The sequence below is a fragment of the Bradyrhizobium sp. Leaf396 genome (assembly GCF_001424605.1).
Lineage (GTDB): Bacteria > Pseudomonadota > Alphaproteobacteria > Rhizobiales > Xanthobacteraceae > Bradyrhizobium > Bradyrhizobium japonicum_C.
The window spans coordinates 411768-431267 of record NZ_LMQJ01000023.1 but is presented as its reverse complement, the minus strand read 5'-3'; the positions used below and the strand labels follow the sequence as shown (position 1 = coordinate 431267).

The 19500-nt window shown below is 64.8% G+C and carries 17 protein-coding genes and 1 other RNA gene; 10 read left to right on the top strand and 8 right to left on the bottom strand.

Features of this window, described 5'->3' with window-relative positions:
• Positions 1–232: 232 nt before the first annotated feature.
• Positions 233–1279 carry an IS110 family RNA-guided transposase gene (locus ASG57_RS22160; RefSeq protein WP_057197456.1) on the bottom strand — a complete coding sequence of 349 codons (1047 nt, stop codon included), beginning with the start codon at positions 1277–1279 and terminating at the stop codon, positions 233–235.
• Between the two features lie 83 nt (positions 1280–1362).
• Here ASG57_RS22160 and ASG57_RS38960 point away from each other — a divergent pair.
• Together ASG57_RS38960 and ASG57_RS22155 are read left to right on the top strand one after the other, a co-directional pair.
• On the top strand, positions 1363–1557 hold a 195-nt coding region (locus ASG57_RS38960; protein ID WP_210169295.1), incomplete at its 5' end, for a hypothetical protein.
• A gap of 118 nt (positions 1558–1675) precedes the next feature.
• Complete coding sequence (locus ASG57_RS22155; protein WP_057197455.1) at positions 1676–2164, top strand: hypothetical protein; 489 nt, start codon at positions 1676–1678, stop codon at positions 2162–2164.
• 158 nt (positions 2165–2322) lie between these two features.
• Here ASG57_RS22155 and ASG57_RS22150 read toward each other — a convergent pair whose 3' ends face one another.
• The 5 genes from ASG57_RS22150 to ASG57_RS22135 all read right to left on the bottom strand — a co-directional run bounded on the left by ASG57_RS22150 (position 2323) and on the right by ASG57_RS22135 (position 4911).
• Positions 2323–3147, bottom strand: a complete 825-nt coding sequence (locus ASG57_RS22150; protein ID WP_057197453.1) for a TIGR00282 family metallophosphoesterase — start codon at positions 3145–3147, stop codon at positions 2323–2325.
• Complete coding sequence (locus tag ASG57_RS22145; RefSeq protein ID WP_057197451.1) at positions 3125–3721, bottom strand: 5-formyltetrahydrofolate cyclo-ligase; 597 nt, start codon at positions 3719–3721, stop codon at positions 3125–3127. The genes ASG57_RS22150 and ASG57_RS22145 overlap by 23 nt, the downstream gene beginning before the upstream one ends.
• Before the next feature lie 208 nt (positions 3722–3929).
• A non-coding RNA gene (gene ssrS / locus ASG57_RS36265) (6S RNA) lies at positions 3930–4090 on the bottom strand.
• 120 nt (positions 4091–4210) lie between these two features.
• On the bottom strand, positions 4211–4594 hold the full coding sequence (locus ASG57_RS22140) for a cell division protein ZapA (RefSeq protein ID WP_024337568.1): 384 nt from the start codon (positions 4592–4594) through the stop codon (positions 4211–4213).
• Positions 4591–4911, bottom strand: coding sequence for a DUF4164 domain-containing protein (locus ASG57_RS22135; protein ID WP_014439722.1), 321 nt, complete (start codon positions 4909–4911; stop codon positions 4591–4593). The genes ASG57_RS22140 and ASG57_RS22135 overlap by 4 nt, the downstream gene beginning before the upstream one ends.
• A gap of 358 nt (positions 4912–5269) precedes the next feature.
• Between ASG57_RS22135 and tkt the strand changes: the two genes are divergently transcribed.
• The 8 genes from tkt (at position 5270) to ASG57_RS22095 (ending at position 14789) form a co-directional block, all read left to right on the top strand.
• Positions 5270–7255, top strand: coding sequence for a transketolase (gene tkt / locus ASG57_RS22130; protein WP_024337567.1), 1986 nt, complete (start codon positions 5270–5272; stop codon positions 7253–7255).
• A 148-nt stretch (positions 7256–7403) separates the two neighbouring features.
• Complete coding sequence (gap, locus tag ASG57_RS22125; RefSeq protein WP_024337566.1) at positions 7404–8411, top strand: type I glyceraldehyde-3-phosphate dehydrogenase; 1008 nt, start codon at positions 7404–7406, stop codon at positions 8409–8411.
• 149 nt (positions 8412–8560) lie between these two features.
• Entirely contained in the window at positions 8561–9757 is a 1197-nt protein-coding gene (locus ASG57_RS22120) for a phosphoglycerate kinase (protein WP_057197449.1), read from the top strand.
• Between the two features lie 39 nt (positions 9758–9796).
• Entirely contained in the window at positions 9797–10864 is a 1068-nt protein-coding gene (gene fba, locus ASG57_RS22115; protein WP_024337564.1) for a class II fructose-bisphosphate aldolase, read from the top strand.
• Positions 10865–11110: 246 nt separating this feature from the next.
• A complete protein-coding gene (locus tag ASG57_RS22110) occupies positions 11111–12151 on the top strand; it encodes a class I fructose-bisphosphate aldolase (RefSeq protein ID WP_024337563.1) in 1041 nt (346 codons plus the stop codon).
• 3 nt (positions 12152–12154) lie between these two features.
• Positions 12155–12841, top strand: coding sequence for a thiamine phosphate synthase (locus ASG57_RS22105; protein WP_024337562.1), 687 nt, complete (start codon positions 12155–12157; stop codon positions 12839–12841).
• A gap of 8 nt (positions 12842–12849) precedes the next feature.
• The gene (locus ASG57_RS22100; protein WP_057197447.1) at positions 12850–13914 is read left to right on the top strand and encodes a tetratricopeptide repeat protein; all 1065 of its coding nucleotides are present in this window, start codon (positions 12850–12852) and stop codon (positions 13912–13914) included.
• An 83-nt stretch (positions 13915–13997) separates the two neighbouring features.
• Positions 13998–14789: an inositol monophosphatase family protein gene (locus ASG57_RS22095; RefSeq protein WP_024337560.1), complete on the top strand. Its 792-nt coding sequence runs from the start codon at positions 13998–14000 to the stop codon at positions 14787–14789.
• A gap of 133 nt (positions 14790–14922) precedes the next feature.
• On the opposite strand, the gene ASG57_RS22090 is transcribed toward ASG57_RS22095, so the two are convergent.
• Positions 14923–18090 carry a multidrug efflux RND transporter permease subunit gene (locus ASG57_RS22090; RefSeq protein ID WP_057197445.1) on the bottom strand — a complete coding sequence of 1056 codons (3168 nt, stop codon included), beginning with the start codon at positions 18088–18090 and terminating at the stop codon, positions 14923–14925.
• Between the two features lie 155 nt (positions 18091–18245).
• The gene (locus tag ASG57_RS22085; protein WP_029673928.1) at positions 18246–19442 is read right to left on the bottom strand and encodes an efflux RND transporter periplasmic adaptor subunit; all 1197 of its coding nucleotides are present in this window, start codon (positions 19440–19442) and stop codon (positions 18246–18248) included.
• Between the last annotated feature and the right edge of the window lie 58 nt (positions 19443–19500).

The following is a 19500-nucleotide window of genomic DNA, read 5'->3' as shown; positions in this document are numbered from 1 at the left end:
ATGTATGGACCGGCTGCGTTTCGCAATAGAGATCGTGCGTAGGTTTCGGAAGTCGCTGATATGTATCCGGCCTGTCTGATCGGCTCGCGGGCCGTGGCCTTGATGGGAATACGCACGCATCGTTGGTCTTATTAGCGGACAGGTTGGCAAGCAACCATTTGGGTCACCAGACTCTGGATGCGTTCATCGATCCGTTCCATGCATTTTCTCTGTCGCGAACTCGAGGTAGAATTCAGATTGCGATCACTTCGTAATGGGTTGCGTCGAAGGTCTTCTCGTTGCGCAAGATGCTCCATGCTATCCGCGCCAGCTTGTTGGCCAGGGCCGTTGCCAGCTTGTTGCGGTGTAGCCGTGGAGCTGCGTTCTGCAGCCATGCTCCGAAGCTGAAGCGATCCCAATTGTGCGGGCGCATCAGGATGACGTTCGCAGCCTGGATGAACAGGGTCCTGAGATACTTGCTCCCGCGCTTGGAGATGCGTCCCAGAATAGATCGGCCACCCGTGCTGTACTGACGTGGCACGAGGCCAAGCCATGCACCAAAGTCTCGTCCGCGCTCGAATGCCTCACCGGTGCCGATGGCCGCCACGACGGCGGTCGAGATCAGCGGACCGATGCCGGGGACGCTCATGAGGCGCTGACAGTTGGCTTCCTTCTCGCCGATCTGATCGATCTCGCCGGCGAGGGTCGCGATCCGCTCATCGAGATGTATCCAGTCTTCGTAGAGACCCACGATGAGATCGCGCATTCGCGGCGATATTTCGTCCTGCCGGTTCTCCAGGATCGCCAGGAGCGAGTTTCGCAGAGCCATCGCCCCAGTCCTGACCGCGATGCCTTGCTCGATCAGAAAGGCACGGATCTGGTTGATGGTCGCCGTTCGCCGCGAGACCAGGCGGGAGCGAACCCGATGCAAAGCCTGGAGGTCGAGCTGATCCTGTGTCTTCTCGCGCACGACGCGCAGGTTCGGCCGCAGGGCGGCCTCTGCAATGGCCTCGGCGTCGTTGTAGTCGTTCTTCTGTCCCTTCACGAACGGCTTTACATAGATCGCAGGGATGATCCTGGGCTGATGGCCAAGTTGCCGCAGAGCACGGCTGACAAAGTGCGCGCTGAGACAAGCCTCCATGCCGACGATGCTGGGAGGCAGTCTCTTGAAGACCTCAAGTAGCGCCAGTCTCTTGATCTTGCGACGGAAAGCGATCTTGCCGTCAGTGCCGAAACCGACGACATGGAAGACTTCCTTGCCGATGTCGATGCCGATCGAGGCCAAAGGTGTGGTGGTCATGGGCTGCTTCTCCGGATGCTGTAGGGTAGTCTTTACAGACTATCCCCGCGGGGGAAGCAGCCGGTCCATCCCATTAGCGGACNAAGACTTCCTTGCCGATGTCGATGCCGATCGAGGCCAAAGGTGTGGTGGTCATGGGCTGCTTCTCCGGATGCTGTAGGGTAGTCTTTACAGACTATCCCCGCGGGGGAAGCAGCCGGTCCATCCCATTAGCGGACAGGCCAGAGCCAAATCAAGGCCGAATGGTCGCGGCGCCGGGCGACAAGATGGCACATTGAGTTGGCGGGTTGTGGGGCTCGTTAATGCACGCTTAGCTTAATTCGAGTTAGGTCGGTAGTGTGCACCCTGCGGGCCAGTCGCTCAAAGCCAGGTGCGCAAATTCTGTAAGAGTTAAAGATGAAGATCAAGCTTGCTCTCGCAGCGTTCCCAGTCTTCGGCATCGCTGTTCTCGGCTATGCTTACGCCCGTGGCTATCCGCCGTTCGCCTCGCAATTTGTACAGACCTGCGAAACGGCAATCCAGGAGCGGTTGGCAGTTCCCTCTACCTATCAACGGATTGGGCTGGACGACTCCAGAAGAACGATCAGGTGGGACGAATTTTTCGCAGACCCGGAGCGCGCTGTATCCGCGTCAACCAGAAGATCCATGATGCAAGCTGCGCGCCACCCGCCGGTTCAGTACGTGGCGCTCATTGACTACCAAGCTCAGGACTCCATCGGCGCCATCATTCGACAAAGGGCATCATGTACTTTCAACTCGCTCGATGGAAGCGATGCGCCTACCCGTACGTTCTGGGTGAAGATCGATGGCGAACGTAATCTGGAGTGGGCCGCCAGACAGCCCAATGCCACAACGCTACATCGGCGCTTGTTGAAAAATCTGTGATGCGCCGGCGGGTCGGGTCGGCTATTGGCCCAAAGCGGATGCCCCTGGTTGCCCGCCCATGTCCGCTGTTTGGGGCAGAGCTGATACAGTCGCCCGGTGGCGCGATCTGTGCGCACGTGCTCCAGGCCGGGACGAGAGCGAGGATGTTGCGACGTTCTTCAGCTCAACCAGAATTTCGGCGTTGCCGGCTCCAGCCTTCCGCCCATGCGCACCGGTGCAATCTTGAGCGCGAGCCCCGTCGCGTCGTCCGTTTCCACGGCGACGCCGCTGAGCGTTGCCGCGCCCGCGGCCGGCTCGAAGCGGGCTGACGGAATGCCAGACGTGAACCTTCGCAGCGGTTCTTCCTTCTGCATGCCGATGATGGAATCGTAATCGCCGGTCATGCCGGCATCGGTCATGTAGGCAGTGCCGCCTGCGAGGATCTGGTGATCGGCGGTCGGCACATGGGTGTGCGTGCCGACGACGAGGCTGGCGCGGCCGTCGCAGAAGAAGCCGATGCCCTGTTTCTCGCTGCTCGCCTCGCAATGGAAATCGACCACGATGGCGTCGGCGGCGACACCGAGCGGGCAGGCGCCGAGCTCGCGTTCGAGCGCGGCGAAGGGATCGTCGAACGGGGTCATGAAGACGCGGCCCAGCGCGTTGACGACGAGGGCGTGCTTGCCGTTCTTGGTCTCGACCAGGGCGGCGCCGCGGCCCGGCGTGCCGCGCGGATAATTCGCCGGACGCACGAGACGGTCGGCGCGCTCGATGAAGACGAGTGCCTCGCGCTGGTCCCAGGAGTGATTGCCGAGCGTCACCGCATCGGCGCCGGCCTCGAGGAATTCCTGGTAGATCGCCTCCGTGATGCCGAAGCCGCCGGCGGAATTCTCGCCATTGACGACGACGAGATCGAGCGACCAGTCCTTGACCATGCCGGGCAGATATTCGGCGACGGCCTCGCGGCCGCTGCGGCCGACGACATCACCCACGAAGAGAATGCGCAACGTCAGAACTCCGGAAATCGAACACGTCTGATTCCGTTAGCACATAATCCAGCGCCACGTCGTGCGATAGTGCCGGAACCGCTTCGATCTCCTGCGCCGCGAAAGCCAGGCCGATGCCGATGATGTGCTTGGCTTTGCGCATATGCGCGAAGGTGAAATCGTAATGTCCCGCACCGTAACCGATGCGATGGCCCAGGCGGTCGAAGGCCGCGAGGGGCGTCAGCATGATGTCGGGAATGACTTCCGCAGCCGCGGGGGACGGCTCGGGAATGCCGAGCGGGCCAAGCATTAGGCGATCGCTCGGATGGAAGATGCGGAAGATCAGCGACTGACCGCGCGCGGTGACGCAAGGCAGCGCCAGCTTCGCGCCTTGCTCCGCGAGCTTCTTCAAGAGCGGCATCGGATCGATCTCGCTGCGGATCGGCGAATAGCCGGAGACGATGCTGCCGGGCAAGAGCTCGAACGGCAGCCCGCGCCTGGCGAGCTTCGCAGCGGCGGCGGCGCGCTTCTTCTCGCTCAACGCGTCGCGTCTGGCGAGGGCTTTGGCACGGAGTTCGGCTTTGGAAGCGGACATGCGCTTTGGTCCTCACGTCATCACCCGCCTTGTACGCAATTGCGCACTGGAGCGGGTGATCCAGTATCCCAGAGGCGGTGGTGAATCACACGAAGGCCGCGGCGTACTGGATGCCCCGGTCCCACGTGCGCAATTGCGCACTCGGGGGGCATGACACCAACTGAACTTGCCGCAGTCTTTTCGACAGACACGAACCAGAAGCAGACAGTGCGAAGCCGCGTACGCCGTTGAAGCACTCGATCCCGGAGTTCCCTACGAAAGTAGGTGGGCACCATATGTCCGGGCCCACGGGCCCGGCCAGGGACAGTTCCCTAAAGGATCGATAAGGCCCCGGGGATATATGGCTCCTGACGCACGTCGCAGCCTCGCCTGCGCAATGTAACAACGATAGTGAGGAAGTGCCAGTGGCGGCGGGTGCTGGTGCCCACCTCTCCCCAGCGGGGAGAGGTGGGCACCGTCCCCAGCGGCAACGGATCGTTCCGATGACTCTCACCCGATCGCGATGCCGCCTCCGACGGTGCGGTTCAGGACCTGGGTCGACTTCTCGATGCGCTCGGCGGCTGCGTTCAGCGCGTTGACCACGGCGGTCTGGGTCATCCTGGCGCGTTCGACGGCGGCGTTGCGGAAGTCCCTGAGCTCGGTCAGCTCCTGCTCGAGGGTGCGGACGCGGTTGCTGGTGTCGATCAATTCGTCGCACACGGTGAGCGCCGCCATCACGGTGAGGCGCGCATCGCCGATCTCGCCGAATTTTCCGCGCAGCGACTGGATGCGCGTCTCCAGGGTTTCGGCGAGCTTGAGCAGCCGCACCTCCTGACCCTCCTCGCAGGCCATGCGGTACTGCCGGCCGTTGATGGTGACGTTGATGTGGCTCATCCGTCCTCTCCGGTATCGAGCACCGAGCGTATCGTGACGATTGCGGAATCCAGCCGGTCGGAAATCTCGCGATTGGTGCGCTCGAGCTTGCGCGCTTTCACCAGCGCGCCGTCGAGCTCGTCGGCAAGCCGCGAGCGATCCGCGCCGAGCGCCTGGATCCGCGCAGCAAGCTCGTTCTCGTCGCGATCGGCATCGCGCCGCCGCTCCACTGCGCTTTCGAGTGCATCAAGCGCAGCCGTGAGCCTGCGCGTCGCGATCTCGATCTCGACGGCAGAGGACTCCGTCATGGCAGAGCTGTTGGACACGCGATCGTTCATGCGGTCAGCGGCGGAACCTGTGGTCTATCCCCGGTGGCTTGCCGTCCGGCAAAAGACTCGGTTCGGCAAGCGGTTAGAAGCAGAAATTTACGTGGCAAGCTAGCCCAGCGCAACGCCGCCGCAAAACTATGCACCGATCAATCGGGATGGGATCGCGTTCCGATCCCTCCATTCCCGGCAGGCACGCGCTGCCGGAAAACCGGTCTCCACACAGGCAACTTTTACGGCGAAACCGGCGTTTGATTGCCTTGGACTCCCGGAACCGAGGTGCTATCCCAGCCCCGACCTTCAGTGGCCGCCAGGCTCCTCCCGCGCGGGCGTACAGCGCCAAGCGCCTCATTTCAGACGGATTTCAGACATGACGCAGGTCGATCACACCCGTATGGCCAACGCGATCCGCGGCCTTTCGATGGATGCTGTCGAGAAGGCAAAATCGGGCCATCCCGGCCTGCCGATGGGTGCCGCCGACATCGCCACGGTGCTGTTCACGCAGTTCCTGAAGTTCGACATCAATGCTACCGACTGGCCGGACCGCGACCGCTTCGTGCTGTCGGCCGGCCATGGCTCGATGCTGCTCTATTCGCTGCTCCATCTCCTCGGCAGCCCCGAGATGACGATCGACCAGCTCAAGGATTTCCGCCAGCTGGGATCGCTGACCCCGGGCCATCCCGAACACGGCCACACCAAGGGCATCGAGACCACCACCGGTCCGCTCGGCCAGGGCATCTCGACCGCGGTCGGCATGGCGCTCGCGGAGAAGATGCTCGCCGCCGAGTTCGGCAAGAAGATCGTCGATCACCACACCTACGTGCTCGCCTCCGACGGCGACCTGATGGAAGGCGTGTCGCAGGAAGCGATCGCAATGGCCGGCCATTGGAAGCTCAACAAGCTGATCGTGCTCTACGACGACAACGGCATCTCGATCGACGGCCCGACCTCGATCGCCGATTCCGTCGACCAGGTGAAGCGCTTCAAGTCGGCGGGGTGGGCCGCGGAGAAGATCGACGGCCATGACCAGGCCGCGATCGCCGACGCCATCACACGCGCGAAGAAATCGAGCAAGCCGACGCTGATCGCCTGCCGCACCACCATCGGCTTCGGCGCCCCGACCAAGGCCGGCACGTCGAAAGTGCACGGCGAGGCGCTCGGCGCCGACGAGCTCAAGGGCGCCAAGGAGAAGCTCGGCATCTCGCTGGAGCCGTTCTCGGTGCCTGATGACGTGCTGAAGGCGTGGCGCGCAGCGGGCAGCCGCGGCGCGGCTGCACGCCAGGAATGGGAAGCGCGGCTCGCCGAGCTCGGCAGCCGCAAGCGCGCCGAGTTCGAGCGCCGCCTGCGCCATGAGCGGCCAGCTTCGCTCGCCAAGGCCCTGCGCGCCTACAAGAAGGAGCTGCTGGAAAAGCCGATGACGGCGGCGACCCGCAAGTCCTCCGAAGCCGTGATCGAAGTGATTGCCGGCGCCATGCCGATGGAATTCCTCGCGGGCTCGGCCGACCTCACCGGCTCCAACAACAACAAGGCGAAGTCGGCGACGGCTTTCTCCGCGAAGACGCCGAAGGGCCGCTTCATCCATTACGGCATCCGCGAGCACGGCATGGCCGCGGCGATGAACGGCATCTTCCTGCATGGCGGCTTCGCGCCGAACGGCGCAACCTTCCTGGTGTTCACCGACTATGCGCGGCCTGCGATGCGCCTCGCCGCGCTGATGGGCGCCGGCGTCGTCTATGTGATGACGCACGATTCCATCGGCCTTGGCGAAGACGGCCCGACCCACCAGCCGGTCGAGCATCTCTCCGCGCTTCGCGCCATTCCGAACATGCGCGTGTTCCGTCCGTGCGATGCGATGGAGGTCGCCGAGTGCTGGGAGCTCGCGCTCAACCGCGTGGATGGCCCGACCGTGCTGGCGCTGACGCGGCAGAACCTGCCGCAGCTGCGTACCTCCGCGCCCAACGACAATCCTTGCCAGCACGGCGCCTACGAGCTGGTCGCAGCCCAGGGCGAAGCCAAGGCGACGCTGTTCGCGTCCGGTTCCGAAGTGGAGATGGCGGTCGCCGCCCAGAAGCAGCTTGCCGAGCGCGGCATTCCGACACGCGTGGTTTCAGTGCCCTCGCTCGAGCTCTTGTTAGCGCAACCAAAGGAACGCCGTGATGCGATCATCGGCAACGCGCCGATCAAGGTCGCGATCGAGGCCGCCGTGCGCTGGGGCTGGGACGCCGTGATCGGCCAGGATGGCGAATTTGTCGGCATGCACTCCTTCGGAGCCAGCGCGCCTCTCAACAAGATCTTCCAGCACTTCGGCATTACCGCCGAGGCTGCAGTTAACGCTGTGCTGAAGCGCATTTCCTGAGAGTTGAGCTTGCCGCAAAAAAGGACTACGTAATCCCTCATATGATCAAGCACCGCCCGGCCGAACCGGGCGCACGCCCCTAAAAAACCCTCGCAGGCGCGTATAGCGCGTTGTGCGGGATGACAACGGTCGTTGAAGGAGACGAAACATGGCAGTCCGGGTCGGAATTAACGGTTTTGGTCGCATCGGCCGCAACGTCCTTCGGGCCATCGCCGAGTCGGGGCGCAAGGACATCGAGGTCGTCGGCATCAACGATCTCGGCCCGGTCGAGACCAACGCGCATCTGCTCCGTTTCGACAGCGTCCATGGCCGCTTCCCCGGCACCGTCACCGTCGATGGCGACTCGATCAATCTCGGCAGCGGCAAGATCAAAGTGACCTCCGAGCGCGATCCCTCGAAGCTGCCGTGGAAGGATCTCGGCGTCGACATCGCGCTGGAATGCACCGGCATCTTCACCTCGAAGGACAAGGCCTCCGCGCACCTGACCGCCGGCGCCAAGCGCGTGCTGGTCTCCGCGCCCGCCGACGGCGCCGACGCCACCATCGTCTACGGCGTCAACCACGAGACGCTGACCAAGGATCACCTGGTCGTCTCCAACGGCTCCTGCACCACCAACTGTCTCGCTCCGGTCGCCAAGGTGCTGAACGATCTCGTCGGCATCGAGACCGGCTTCATGACGACGATCCATGCCTATACCGGCGATCAGCCGACGCTGGACACGCTGCACAAGGACCTTTACCGCGGCCGCGCCGCTGCGATGTCGATGATCCCGACCTCGACCGGCGCCGCGAAAGCGATCGGTCTCGTGCTGCCCGAGCTGAAGGGCAAGCTCGACGGCGTCGCGATCCGCGTGCCGACCCCGAACGTCTCGGTGGTCGACCTCAAGATCGTCGCCAAGCGCGCCACCGACGCCAAGGAAATCAACGCCGCGATGAAGCGCGCCAGCGAGCAGCAGCTCAAGGGCATCCTCGGCTACACCAGCGCGCCGAACGTCTCGATCGACTTCAACCACGATCCGCACTCCTCGACCTTCCACGAGGACCAGACCAAGGTTCAGAACGGCACGCTGGTGCGGGTGATGTCCTGGTACGACAACGAGTGGGGCTTCTCGAACCGCATGGCGGACACCGCCGTCGCGATGGCGAAGGTGATCTGACCTTCGCAGCGACTTCGTCATTCCGGGATGGCGCGAAGGACCAGACCCGGAAGCTCGAGATTCTCCGGGGCGCAATTGCGCACCATGGTTCGGTGCCAGCGCGCCGCCCCGGAATGACCTCCTAGAGGCCCGGGACAAGGAAGCGTCCGATGACCAACACATTCCGCACCCTCGACGACGTCGACGTGACGGGCAAGCGCGTATTGCTGCGCGTCGACCTCAACGTGCCCATGGAGAACGGGCGCGTCACTGACGCCACCCGGCTCGAACGCGTCGCGCCGACCATCACGGAGATCGCCGGCAAGGGCGGCAGGGTCATTCTGCTCGCGCATTTCGGCCGGCCGAAGGGACGCGATGCCAAGGACTCGCTCAAGCCGGTCGCCGAAGCGCTGGCCAGGGTCGTGAAGAAGCCGGTCGCCTTCGCCGAGGATTGCATCGGCGAGCCGGCGGCCAAGGCCGTCGCCAGCCTGAAGGACGGCGACATCCTGTGCCTGGAAAACACCCGCTTCCACAAGGAAGAGGAAAAGAACGATTCCGCCTTCGTCGCGGAGCTCGCCAAGCTCGGCGACATCTGGGTCAACGACGCGTTCTCGGCCGCACACCGCGCCCACGCCTCGACCGAGGGCCTCGGCCACAAGCTGCCGGCCTATGCCGGCCGCACAATGCAGGCCGAGCTGGACGCACTGGAGAAAGCGCTGGGATCGCCGACCAAGCCCGTGATCGCGATCATCGGCGGCGCGAAAGTCTCGACCAAGATCGACCTCCTGGAAAATCTCGTCACCAAGGTCGACGCGCTCGTGATCGGCGGCGGCATGGCCAATACCTTCCTGCACGCCCAGGGCGTCGCGGTCGGCAAGTCGCTGGCCGAGAAGGACCTGGCCGCCACCGCGCTGCGCATCATGGAGAAGGCGGACGCCGCCAATTGCGCCATCATTCTCCCCGTGGATGCTGTCGTCGCCTATCACTTCGCGGCCAACGCGCCGTCGCATGCCTATGGGCTCGATGCGATCCCCGCCGACGGCATGATCCTCGATGTCGGTCCGCAATCGATCGCGCGCGTCCACGCAGCGATCGATGATGCGGCAACCTTGGTGTGGAACGGACCGCTCGGGGCCTTCGAGATGCAGCCGTTCGACCGCGGCACGGTCGCGGCCGCCAAGCACGCCGCCGAGCGCACCAAGGCCAAGAAGCTGATCTCGATCGCGGGCGGCGGTGACACCGTCGCGGCGCTCAACCAGGCCCATGTGGCCGGTGACTTCACCTATGTGTCGACCGCCGGCGGCGCGTTCCTCGAATGGATGGAAGGCAAGCCCCTGCCCGGCGTCGAAGTTCTGCGCATCAAGTAAGCAAGCGGCCTCGCAGGCCCCAACGGGAGAAAAAGACAGATGGCTCGGATCACGTTACGTCAACTGCTCGACCACGCGGCGGAGAACGATTACGGCGTACCGGCCTTCAACATCAACAACATGGAGCAGGCGCTGGCCATCATGGACGCGGCCAACCAGGTCGATGCGCCCGTCATCATCCAGGCCTCGCGCGGCGCGCGTTCCTACGCCAACGACGTCATGCTCAAGCACATGATGGACGCGGTGACCGAAATCTATCCGCACATTCCGGTCTGCGTGCATCTCGATCACGGCAACGAGCCGGCGACCTGCATGACCGCGATCCAGGCCGGCTTCACCTCCGTGATGATGGACGGCTCGCTGAAGGCCGACGGCAAGACCCCCGGAGACTGGGAATACAATGTCGGCGTCACCAAGACGGTGACCGATATGGCCCATCTCGGCGGCATCTCCGTGGAGGGCGAGCTCGGCGTGCTCGGCTCGCTCGAGACGGGCATGGGCGACAAGGAAGACGGCCACGGCGCCGAAGGCAAGCTCAGCCACGACCAGCTCCTGACCAATCCTGACGAAGCCGTGAAGTTCGTCAGGGAGACCAAGGTCGACGCGCTCGCGATCGCGATGGGGACCTCGCACGGTGCCTACAAGTTCACCCGCAAGCCCGACGGCGACATCCTCGCCATGAACGTGATCGAGGAGATCCACCGCAAGCTGCCGAACACGCATCTGGTCATGCACGGCTCCTCCTCGGTGCCGCAGGAGCTCCAGGACATCATCAACGCCTATGGCGGCAAGATGAAGCCGACCTGGGGCGTGCCTGTTGCCGAGATCCAGCGCGGCATCAAGAACGGCGTGCGCAAGATCAATATCGACACCGACAACCGCATGGCGATGACCGGCCAGATCCGGAAAGTGCTCAAGGACAGCCCGGAGGAGTTCGATCCGCGCAAGTACCTGAAGCCCGCGATGGAAGCGATGACCAAGCTGTGCAAGCAGCGCCTGCAGGAATTCAACACCGCGGGGCAGGCTTCGAAAATCAAGAAGGTTCTGACGACGGCCGAAATGGCCAAGCGCTATGCCAAGGGTGAACTCGATCCCCGCGTCGCGTAGCGATCGCGGAGGCGGCGTAAGGACCGCAGCACCGTCTTCCGTCATTCCGGGGCGCGCGTAGCGCGAGCCCGGAAATTCATGGTGCCACCATCGACGCGGATCAATGGATTCCTGGCTCGCGCCAAGGGGCGCGCCCCGGAAGGACCCGGTCTCCCCCCTTAACCTGCGACCAACGTTAACTCGGCAATTGCCCGAGAACGGTCTATTTTCCCGGGCAAGGGCAGAGTCGTTTTGGGAGACCTCTCGATGAATCTGACTGAGCTCAACAAGATCGCGACCGCGATGGTCGCGCCCGGCAAGGGCATCCTTGCCGCCGACGAATCCTCCGGCACCATCAAGAAGCGCTTTGATGCGATCGGCGTGGAATCCACCGAAGAGAACCGCCGCGACTATCGCGAGATGCTGTTTCGCGCCAAGGATGCGATGAGCCAGTACATCTCCGGCGTCATCCTCTATGACGAAACCATCTGGCAGAACGCCAAGGACGGCACGCCGCTGGTGAAGCTGATCGAGCAGAGCGGTGCCATTCCCGGCATCAAGGTCGACGAGGGCACGCAAGCCCTGCCGATGTGCCCGGGTGAAACAGTCACCGTCGGGCTCGACAGGCTCGCCGAGCGGCTGAAGAAATATCACGAGCGCGGCGCCCGCTTCGCCAAATGGCGCGCGGTGATCGACATCGGCAGCGGCACTGACGGCCGGGGCATCCCCTCGATGACCGCGATCAGCGTCAACGCCCACGCGCTGGCGCGCTATGCGGCGCTGTGCCAGGCGGCGCAGATCGTGCCGATCGTCGAGCCCGAGGTGCTGATGGATGGCGACCACGACATCGAGCGCTGCTATGAAGTGACGCAGCGCGTGCTCAACAAGACCTTCCAGGAGCTGCGCGTGCAGCGCGTCGCGCTGGAAGGCATGGTGCTGAAGCCGAACATGGCGATCGCAGGAAAGAAATGTCCGAAGCAGGCCTCCGTCGAAGAGGTCGCGGAGAAGACGATACGGCTGCTCAAATCCTGCGTGCCGGCGGCGGTGCCCGGAATCGCCTTCCTGTCCGGCGGCCAGTCCGACGAGGAGGCGACCGCGCATCTCAACGCCATGCACAGGCTCGGCCCGCTGCCCTGGGGGCTGACCTTCTCCTACGGCCGCGCGCTGCAGGCGGCGCCGCAGAAGGCCTGGTCCGGCAAGGCCGAGAACGTCGCCGCGGGGCAGCGCGCCTTCAGCCATCGCGCACGGATGAACGGCCTTGCTTCCACGGGCGAATGGCAAAGCAGCCTGGAACAGAAGGCAGCCTAGACCTTGTCGAACAAACCGCCCCCGCCGCGCCCGGCGCCGCGTCTCTACCTCGCGACGCCTGTGGTCGATGATCCCGCTGCGCTCGTCGCCGAGCTGCCGGGCCTGCTCGCCTCGGCCGACGTCGCCGCCGTGCTGCTGCGGCTGCAGGAGACCGACCAGCGCACCATGATCTCGCGGGTCAAGGCGCTGGCGCCGCCGGTGCAGAAGGCGGGCGCGGCACTCCTCGTCGACGGTCATCCGGACATCGTCGCGCGCGGCGGCGCTGACGGCGCGCATCTCACCGGCCTTGCCGCGCTGGAAGAGGCGGCGCCCTCGCTCAAGCCCGATCGCATCGCCGGCGTCGGCGGCCTCGCCACGCGTCACGATTCCATGAGCGCGGGCGAGATGGGCGCCGACTACGTGCTGTTCGGCGAGCCCGACGAGAACGGCCAGCGGCCGTCGTCCCAGGCCATCGCCGAACGGCTGGACTGGTGGGCCGAGCTGTTCGAGCCGCCCTGCGTCGGCTTTGCCGTTTCGCTGGAGGAGGCCTACGACTTCGCCGCGAGCGGCGCCGATTTCGTGCTGGTCGACTTCATCTGGACCGATCCGCGCGGGCCCAAGGCTGCGCTGATCGAAGTCGACGCCGCGATCAAGAAGGCCCACGCGACGGCGACCGCGAGCCAGAATCCTGCAGGCCAGGAGCACGGCTAGCGCCCGACATGAAGCTCCCCTGCATCACCCTGCTGGCCACGCTGCTGCTGACAGCGCCCGCGGTCGCGCAGCTTCAGATCGCGCCGCCGGCCACGACGCCGAGCGCACCGGCGGAGAAGCACAAGGCAAAACCGCCCGCGCCCGCCAAGAAGAAAGAGGCAGCACCGGCGCCGAAACCTTCGGCCTCTCCCTCGCCCAAGCCGGCCGCGACCGTGATCCCCGCGCCGCCGCCAGACGATCCCAATGTCGACCTCGTCTACGGCGCCTATCAGCGCGGCCAGTACAAGACCGCCTTCGAGCTCGCCACCGCCCGTGCGCAAGCCGGCGATCCCAAGGCCATGACCATGCTCGGCGAGCTCTATTCCAACGCCATGGGCATCCGCCGCGACTACGCCAAGGCGGCCGAATGGTACAAGCGCGCCGCCGATGCCGGCGACCGCGAGGCGATGTTCGCGCTCGCCATGCTGCGCATCTCCGGCCGTGGCGGCACGGTCGACAAGAACGAGGCGGTCAGGCTGATGGCCTCCGCCGCCAAGCTCGGCGAGCCCAAGGCGGCCTATAATCTCGCGTTGCTCTACCTCGACGGCCAGACCTTGCCGCAGGACGTCCGGCGCTCGGCGGAACTGCTGCGTCAGGCCGCCGATGCCGGCCTGCCCGAGGCGCAATACGCGCTGGCGACCTTCTACAAGGAAGGCACCGGCGTTCCAAAGGATCCTGAACGCGCGGTGCGGCTGCTCCAGGCCGCATCACTGGCCGACAACGTCGATGCCGAGGTCGAATATGCCATCGCCATGTTCAACGGCACCGGCACGCCGAAGAACCAGCCCGCGGCCGTAGCCCTGCTCCGCAAGGCATCGCGCCAGGGCAGCGCGATCGCACAGAACCGCCTGGCATGGGTGCTGATCAACGGCGCGGGCACACCCGTGGACAAGGTCGAGGGCTTCAAATGGCACCTGGTGGCCAAGACCGCCGGCAAGGGCGACCCGGAGCTCGACAAGCAATTGTCCGATCTGCCGGCCGAGGAACGGGCCAAGGCGGAGGCCGCCGCCAAGAAATGGCTCGGGACCAAATGACTTGACGTTGGGTCCCTCGCAGGGCACCCACTGCCTCAACCCGGCGGTTTTCGCGCCATTTCCCCCGTTCAAGTCCAGAGCCCATGCTGTACTCCGCCACTATCAACGTCATGGTCAAGGCCGCGCGCCGCGCCGGCCGCAGCCTCAAGCGCGATCTCGGCGAGATCGAGCATCTGCAGGTCTCGCTGAAGGGGCCGGCGAATTTCGTCTCTCTCGCCGACAAGCGCGCCGAGGAGATCCTCTACCAGGACCTCGCCAAGGCGCGGCCCGGCTACGGCTTCATCGGCGAGGAAGGCGGCACCCGCGAGGGCACGGACAAGAGCCACACCTGGATCGTCGATCCCCTCGACGGCACCACCAACTTCCTGCACGGCATCCCGCAATTCGCGATTTCGATCGGCCTCGCCCGCGAAGGCACGGTGATCGCCGGCGTGATCTACAATCCCGCCAATGACGAGCTCTACATCGCCGAGCGCGGCAAGGGTGCCTTCCTCAACGACCAGCGCCTGCGCGTGGCCGGCCGGCGCCAGCTGAACGAATGCGTGGTGGCCTGCGGCCTGCCCCATATCGGTCGCGGCGACCACGAGGAATTCCGCCGCGAGATGACCGCGATCCAGGACCGCGTCGCGGGCCTGCGCCGCTTCGGCGCCGCCTCGCTGGACCTCGCCTTCGTCGCCGCCGGCCGCCTCGATGGCTATTGGGAACGGAACTTGTCGCCCTGGGACATCGCGGCCGGACAGATCATGGTCAAGGAAGCGGGCGGCACAGTGAGCGACATCGACACGCCGGGTGATGCGCTGACCACAGGCCACGTCGTGTGCGGCAACGAATTCGTGCACGGGGAACTGGTGAAGATCTTGCGGAAAGCGGCGTAAGACGCGGCTTCTCGATCGTCGTTCCGGGGCGCGCCTCCTGGCGCGAACCCGGGAATCCATTCACCCGCATCCATTGTAGCTCGATGCATTCCGGGGCTCGCGTTGCGCGCGCCCGGAATGACGCACGAGTGCCTCAATGGCTCGTGTGCGCCCGCGCCGGCGGTCCTCCATAGGCCTTCTTGCCTTCATTGGCCGTCGCCGGCTCCCGGTCCCCGCCCAGCACGCGCTGCACCGAGACGAAGAACACCGGCACCATCAACAGCGCCAGGATCACCACGGCGATCATGCCGCCCATCACGACGCTTCCGAGCGCCTGCTGGCTGGCGCCGCCGGCGCCGTGGGCAATCGCCATCGGCAGCACGCCGCAGATGAAGGCGAGGCCGGTCATCAGGATCGGGCGGAAGCGCAGGCGGCAGGCTTCGATGGTGGCTTCCACCAGCGGCTTGCCTTCTTTCCGCAGATCCTTCGCGAACTCGATGATCAGGATCGCGTCCTTCGCGGCGAGGCCGATGATGGTGATGAGGCCGACGGTGAAGTAGACGTCGTTGGGCAAGCCCCGCAGCATCGCCGCGGTCACCGCGCCGACGATGCCCAGCGGGACGGTGAGCAGCACCGCGAGCGGGATGGTCCAGCTTTCATAGAGTGCTGCGAGGCACAGGAACACCACGAACACGGACAGTGCCAACAGGAACGGCGCCTGCGAGCCCGACAGTTTTTCCTGCAGCGATTGTCCGGTCCATTCATAGCCGAAACCGCGCGGAAGCCTGTCGGCCAGTTGCTCCATCTCGGCGATCGCGTCGCCCGAGGTGAAGCCGGGCCTGGCTTCGCCGGAGATTCGCACCGCCGGATAATAGTTGAAGCCGGCGATCTGCGTCGGACCGCGCGCCCATTCCACCGTGGCAAAGGACGAGAACGGCACCAGCTGGCCACGGCTGTTCTTGACGTTGTAGTTGAGGATGTCCTCGGTCCGCATGCGGTCGCGGGCGTCGGCCTGCACCACGACGCGCTGCATGCGGCCGCGGTTCGGGAAGTCGTTGATGTAGTTGGAGCCCAGATTGGTCGAGATCGTGTTGTTGATGTCCTCGAAGGTGACACCGAAGGCGCCGGCCTTCTCGCGGTCGACCATGAGATTGACCACGCCAGCCTCTGGCAGGCCCTCGATATAGACCTTCTGAAGCACCGGGCTCGCATTGGCCTCCGCGATCAGCTGGTCGGCGGCGCGCATCAAGGCCGGATAGCCCTTCTGGCCGCGGTCCTGCAGGCGGAACGAGAAGCCGGAGGAGTTGCCGAGATTGTCGATCGGCGGCGGCTGCAGCGCCGCGATCTTGGCGTCGCGGATCGACGAGCCCAGGTCGCGGTTGACGTCGTTGACGATCGCCGCGGCGGAATCCTGCGGTCCGCGCTCCGACCAATCCTTCAAGGTGATGAAGGCCTGCGCGGTGTTCATGCCCTGACCGGAGAAGCTGAAGCCCGTGAGGAAGGTGACGTCTTTGACGCCCGGCCGCGCGGCAAGGTATTTTTCGACCTTCTCGATCACGGCCTCGGTGCGGGCGTAGGACGAATCTGAAGGCGTTTGCACGTCGGTGGTGATGAAGCCCTGGTCGTCGACCGGCAGGAAGCCGCCGGGCAGGCTGACGAAGGCCCAGGAAAGGCCGACCAGCAGCGCGGCATAGACCAGCATCAGCCGGCCGGTGCGCTTCAGCGAGAAGCCGACCGTCCCCTCGTAGCGAAATCGCGTGGCTTCCAGCACGCGGTTGAACCAGCCGAATACGAAGTTGCTCGAATGAGCGTGTCCCTTGGCGACGGGCTTGAGCAGGGTCGCACAGAGCGCCGGGGTCAGCGACAGCGCGAGGAAGGCCGAGAAGCCGATCGCGGCGACCATGGTGACTGAGAACTGGCGGTAGATGATGCCGACCGAGCCCGGGAAGAACGCCATGGGCACGAACACCGCCATCAGCACCAAGGTGATGCCGATGATGGCGCCGGTGATCTGCGACATCGCCTTGCGTGTCGCTTCCTTCGGCGGCAGGCCTTCCTCGGCCATGATGCGCTCGACGTTCTCGACCACGACGATGGCGTCGTCGACGAGAATTCCGACCGCGAGCACCATGCCGAACATCGAGAGCATGTTGATGGAGTAGCCGGCGAGCAGCAGCGTGGTACAGGCGCCGAGCAGCGCCACCGGGACCACGATGGTCGGGATAATGGTGTAGCGGATGTTCTGGAGGAACAGGAACATCACCACGAACACCAGCACCACGGCTTCCACCAGCGTCGTCAGCACCTTCTTGATCGAGGCCTCGACCACGGGCGTGATGTTGTAGGGGATCTCGTAGGTGATGTTGGCCGGGAAGAAGCGCGACAGCTCCTTCATCTTGGCTTCGACCGCGCTCGCGGTCGCCAGCGCATTGCCGGTCGGCGACATCAGCACCGACAGACCCGCGGTCGGCTTGCCGTTGAGGCGTGTGTTGAACTGGTAGCTGAGGCCGCCGACCTCGACGCGCGCGACATCGCGCAGGCGCACGGTCGAGCCGTCGGCATTGGCTCGCAGGATGATGGCGCCGAACTCGTCGGGCGAGGAGAGTTGGCCCTTGACCAGCACAAGCGCCGAAGTGCGTTGGTTGGACGTCGAAGGCTCCGCACCAATGCTGCCCGAGGCCACCTGCGCGTTCTGCGCGGCGATGGCCTTGTTTACGTCATCGGCGGTCAGCCCATAGCCGACGAGCTTGGCCGGATCGACCCAGACGCGAAGGGAGCGCTCCGTCGAGTACAGCGTGGCGCGGCCGACGCCGGGAATGCGGCGGATCTCACCCAGCACGTTACGAATCATGAAGTCGCCGAGGCCGACCTCGTCCAGGCTGCCGTCGGTCGAGCTTAGCGTGATGATCTGAAGCACCGCGCTGGAGGCTTCCTCGATCAGGATGCCCTGCTGCATCACCGCGCGCGGAAGGCGCGCCTCGACGCGCTTGATGCGGTTCTGCACCTCGACCGAGGCGTCGTTGGTATCGGTGCCCGGCTGGAAATTGGCGATGATCTCGACCTGTCCGAGCGAGTCGCTGGTCGATTCGAAGTTGAGGATGCCGGATGCGCCGTTGAGCTCCTCTTCGATCAGCCGCGTGACGCTGTTGTAGAGGTTTTCCGGCGAGGCGCCGGGATAGCTGGTCGAGATGGAGATCGATGGCGGCGCGATGATCGGGTATTGCGCGATCGGCAGCAGCGGCACCGCAATCGCGCCGATCAAGCAGATGAACAGCGCGACGACCCAGGCGAAAATAGGCCTGTCGATGAAGAAACTCGGCATTTGCCGCTCTACCCTCGTTGTTTCACTGCGTTCTCACAGCGAGGGCGCGGAACGCGCGTTTCACCATGAGGGCCCGGCTGTCCTCGGTCGCCATCCTTCGAGACACCCGCTGTGGCAGGCTCCCCAAGATGCCGAAGCACCCGCGGAGCTGTCCGTTACCGCGTGACCTGCTGCTGGGCGTGCCGGTTATCCGCGGTCGCGCCCACCTCGGACCAGGGCTGAGGCTGCACCTTGTCGCCGGCTGCGAACTTCTGGAACCCTTCGACCACGACCTTGTCGCCGGCCTTCAGGCCTTCGGTAACGAACCAGAGTCCGTCCTGCACCGAACCTGTGCGCACCGCCTGTACCGCGATATGGTTATCGTCCTTGACGACGAATACCTCGCTGCCACCGCCGCCGTTGCGCTGGACCGCCTGCTGCGGCACCGCAATCGCATCGGAATCGAGACCCTGTTCGATGCGGACACGGACATACATGCCCGGCAGCAATTCGCGTTTGGGGTTCGGAAACTCGCCGCGCAACGTCACCTGCCCGGTGTGGGCGTCGACCTTGGCGTCGGAAAACAGCAGCTTGCCCTCAAGGGAATAGATGGTGTTGTCGTCGAGCACCAGGCGCACCTTGGCGGTATCCGAGGCGATGCGCTCGAGGTCGCCGGTCTCGAAGGAACGGCGGAGCTGATTCAGTTCGTTCACCGATTGGGTGAAGTCGGCGTAGATCGGATCGAGCTGCTGGATCGTGGCGAGATTGGTCTCGTTCTGCACGGCGAGTGCACCCTCGCTGACCAGCGCCGCACCGACCACGCCGTCGATCGGCGCACGCACGGTCGCATAATCGAGATTGAGCTTTGCCCGGGCGAGTTCAGCCTTGCGGCCCTCGACTTCGGCATGGGCCTGGCGCTCGGCTGCGATCGCCTTTTCATTCTCGGCTTCCGGAGCAGCGCGATCCTTGGTGAGGGTCGCGATGCGATGTGCCTGCTGCCTGGCCTGCATCAATGCCGCCTCAGCCTTGGCAAGCGCGGCCTCATTGGCCATCACCTCGACCTCGAAGGGGCGCGGATCGATGCGATAGAGCGGATCGCCCGCCTTTACCTCGCTACCCTGCCGGAACAGACGCGCAACCACGATGCCGGACACGCGCGGCCGCACGTCCGACACCCGCGTCGGTGCGATGCGGCCCGGCAGTTCGCGGACCACGGACCGCGGCTGCGGCTTGACGACGACCACGCTGACATCGGGGGCCACCGGCTGGGCTGCGGAAATGGCGGAGCTGGATTCGTCGCAAGCACCGAGTAGCGGCGTAAGGGCCGCGAGCATCAATGCAACGCATGCCGATCGCGCGCGAAGTCCTGACATGAAGTGTAGTGCCCCGATATTGTTGATACTGATCGCGCTCCGCGTGGGCCCATTCTGG

Bases quoted from the DNA above. Each gene is read 5' to 3' on its own strand.
- ASG57_RS22110 (WP_024337563.1), top strand. From the start codon at position 11,111: ATGAATCTGACTGAGCTCAACAAGATCGCGACCGCGATGGTCGCGCCC.
- tkt (WP_024337567.1), top strand. From the start codon at position 5,270: ATGACGCAGGTCGATCACACCCGTATGGCCAACGCGATCCGCGGCCTT.
- ASG57_RS22090 (WP_057197445.1), bottom strand. From the start codon at position 18,090: ATGCCGAGTTTCTTCATCGACAGGCCTATTTTCGCCTGGGTCGTCGCG.
- gap (WP_024337566.1), top strand. From the start codon at position 7,404: ATGGCAGTCCGGGTCGGAATTAACGGTTTTGGTCGCATCGGCCGCAAC.
- ASG57_RS22120 (WP_057197449.1), top strand. From the start codon at position 8,561: ATGACCAACACATTCCGCACCCTCGACGACGTCGACGTGACGGGCAAG.
- ASG57_RS22155 (WP_057197455.1), top strand. From the start codon at position 1,676: ATGAAGATCAAGCTTGCTCTCGCAGCGTTCCCAGTCTTCGGCATCGCT.
- fba (WP_024337564.1), top strand. From the start codon at position 9,797: ATGGCTCGGATCACGTTACGTCAACTGCTCGACCACGCGGCGGAGAAC.
- ASG57_RS22145 (WP_057197451.1), bottom strand. From the start codon at position 3,721: ATGTCCGCTTCCAAAGCCGAACTCCGTGCCAAAGCCCTCGCCAGACGC.
- ASG57_RS22100 (WP_057197447.1), top strand. From the start codon at position 12,850: ATGAAGCTCCCCTGCATCACCCTGCTGGCCACGCTGCTGCTGACAGCG.
- ASG57_RS22085 (WP_029673928.1), bottom strand. From the start codon at position 19,442: ATGTCAGGACTTCGCGCGCGATCGGCATGCGTTGCATTGATGCTCGCG.
- ASG57_RS22095 (WP_024337560.1), top strand. From the start codon at position 13,998: ATGCTGTACTCCGCCACTATCAACGTCATGGTCAAGGCCGCGCGCCGC.
- ASG57_RS22140 (WP_024337568.1), bottom strand. From the start codon at position 4,594: ATGAGCCACATCAACGTCACCATCAACGGCCGGCAGTACCGCATGGCC.
- ASG57_RS22135 (WP_014439722.1), bottom strand. From the start codon at position 4,911: ATGAACGATCGCGTGTCCAACAGCTCTGCCATGACGGAGTCCTCTGCC.
- ASG57_RS22160 (WP_057197456.1), bottom strand. From the start codon at position 1,279: ATGACCACCACACCTTTGGCCTCGATCGGCATCGACATCGGCAAGGAA.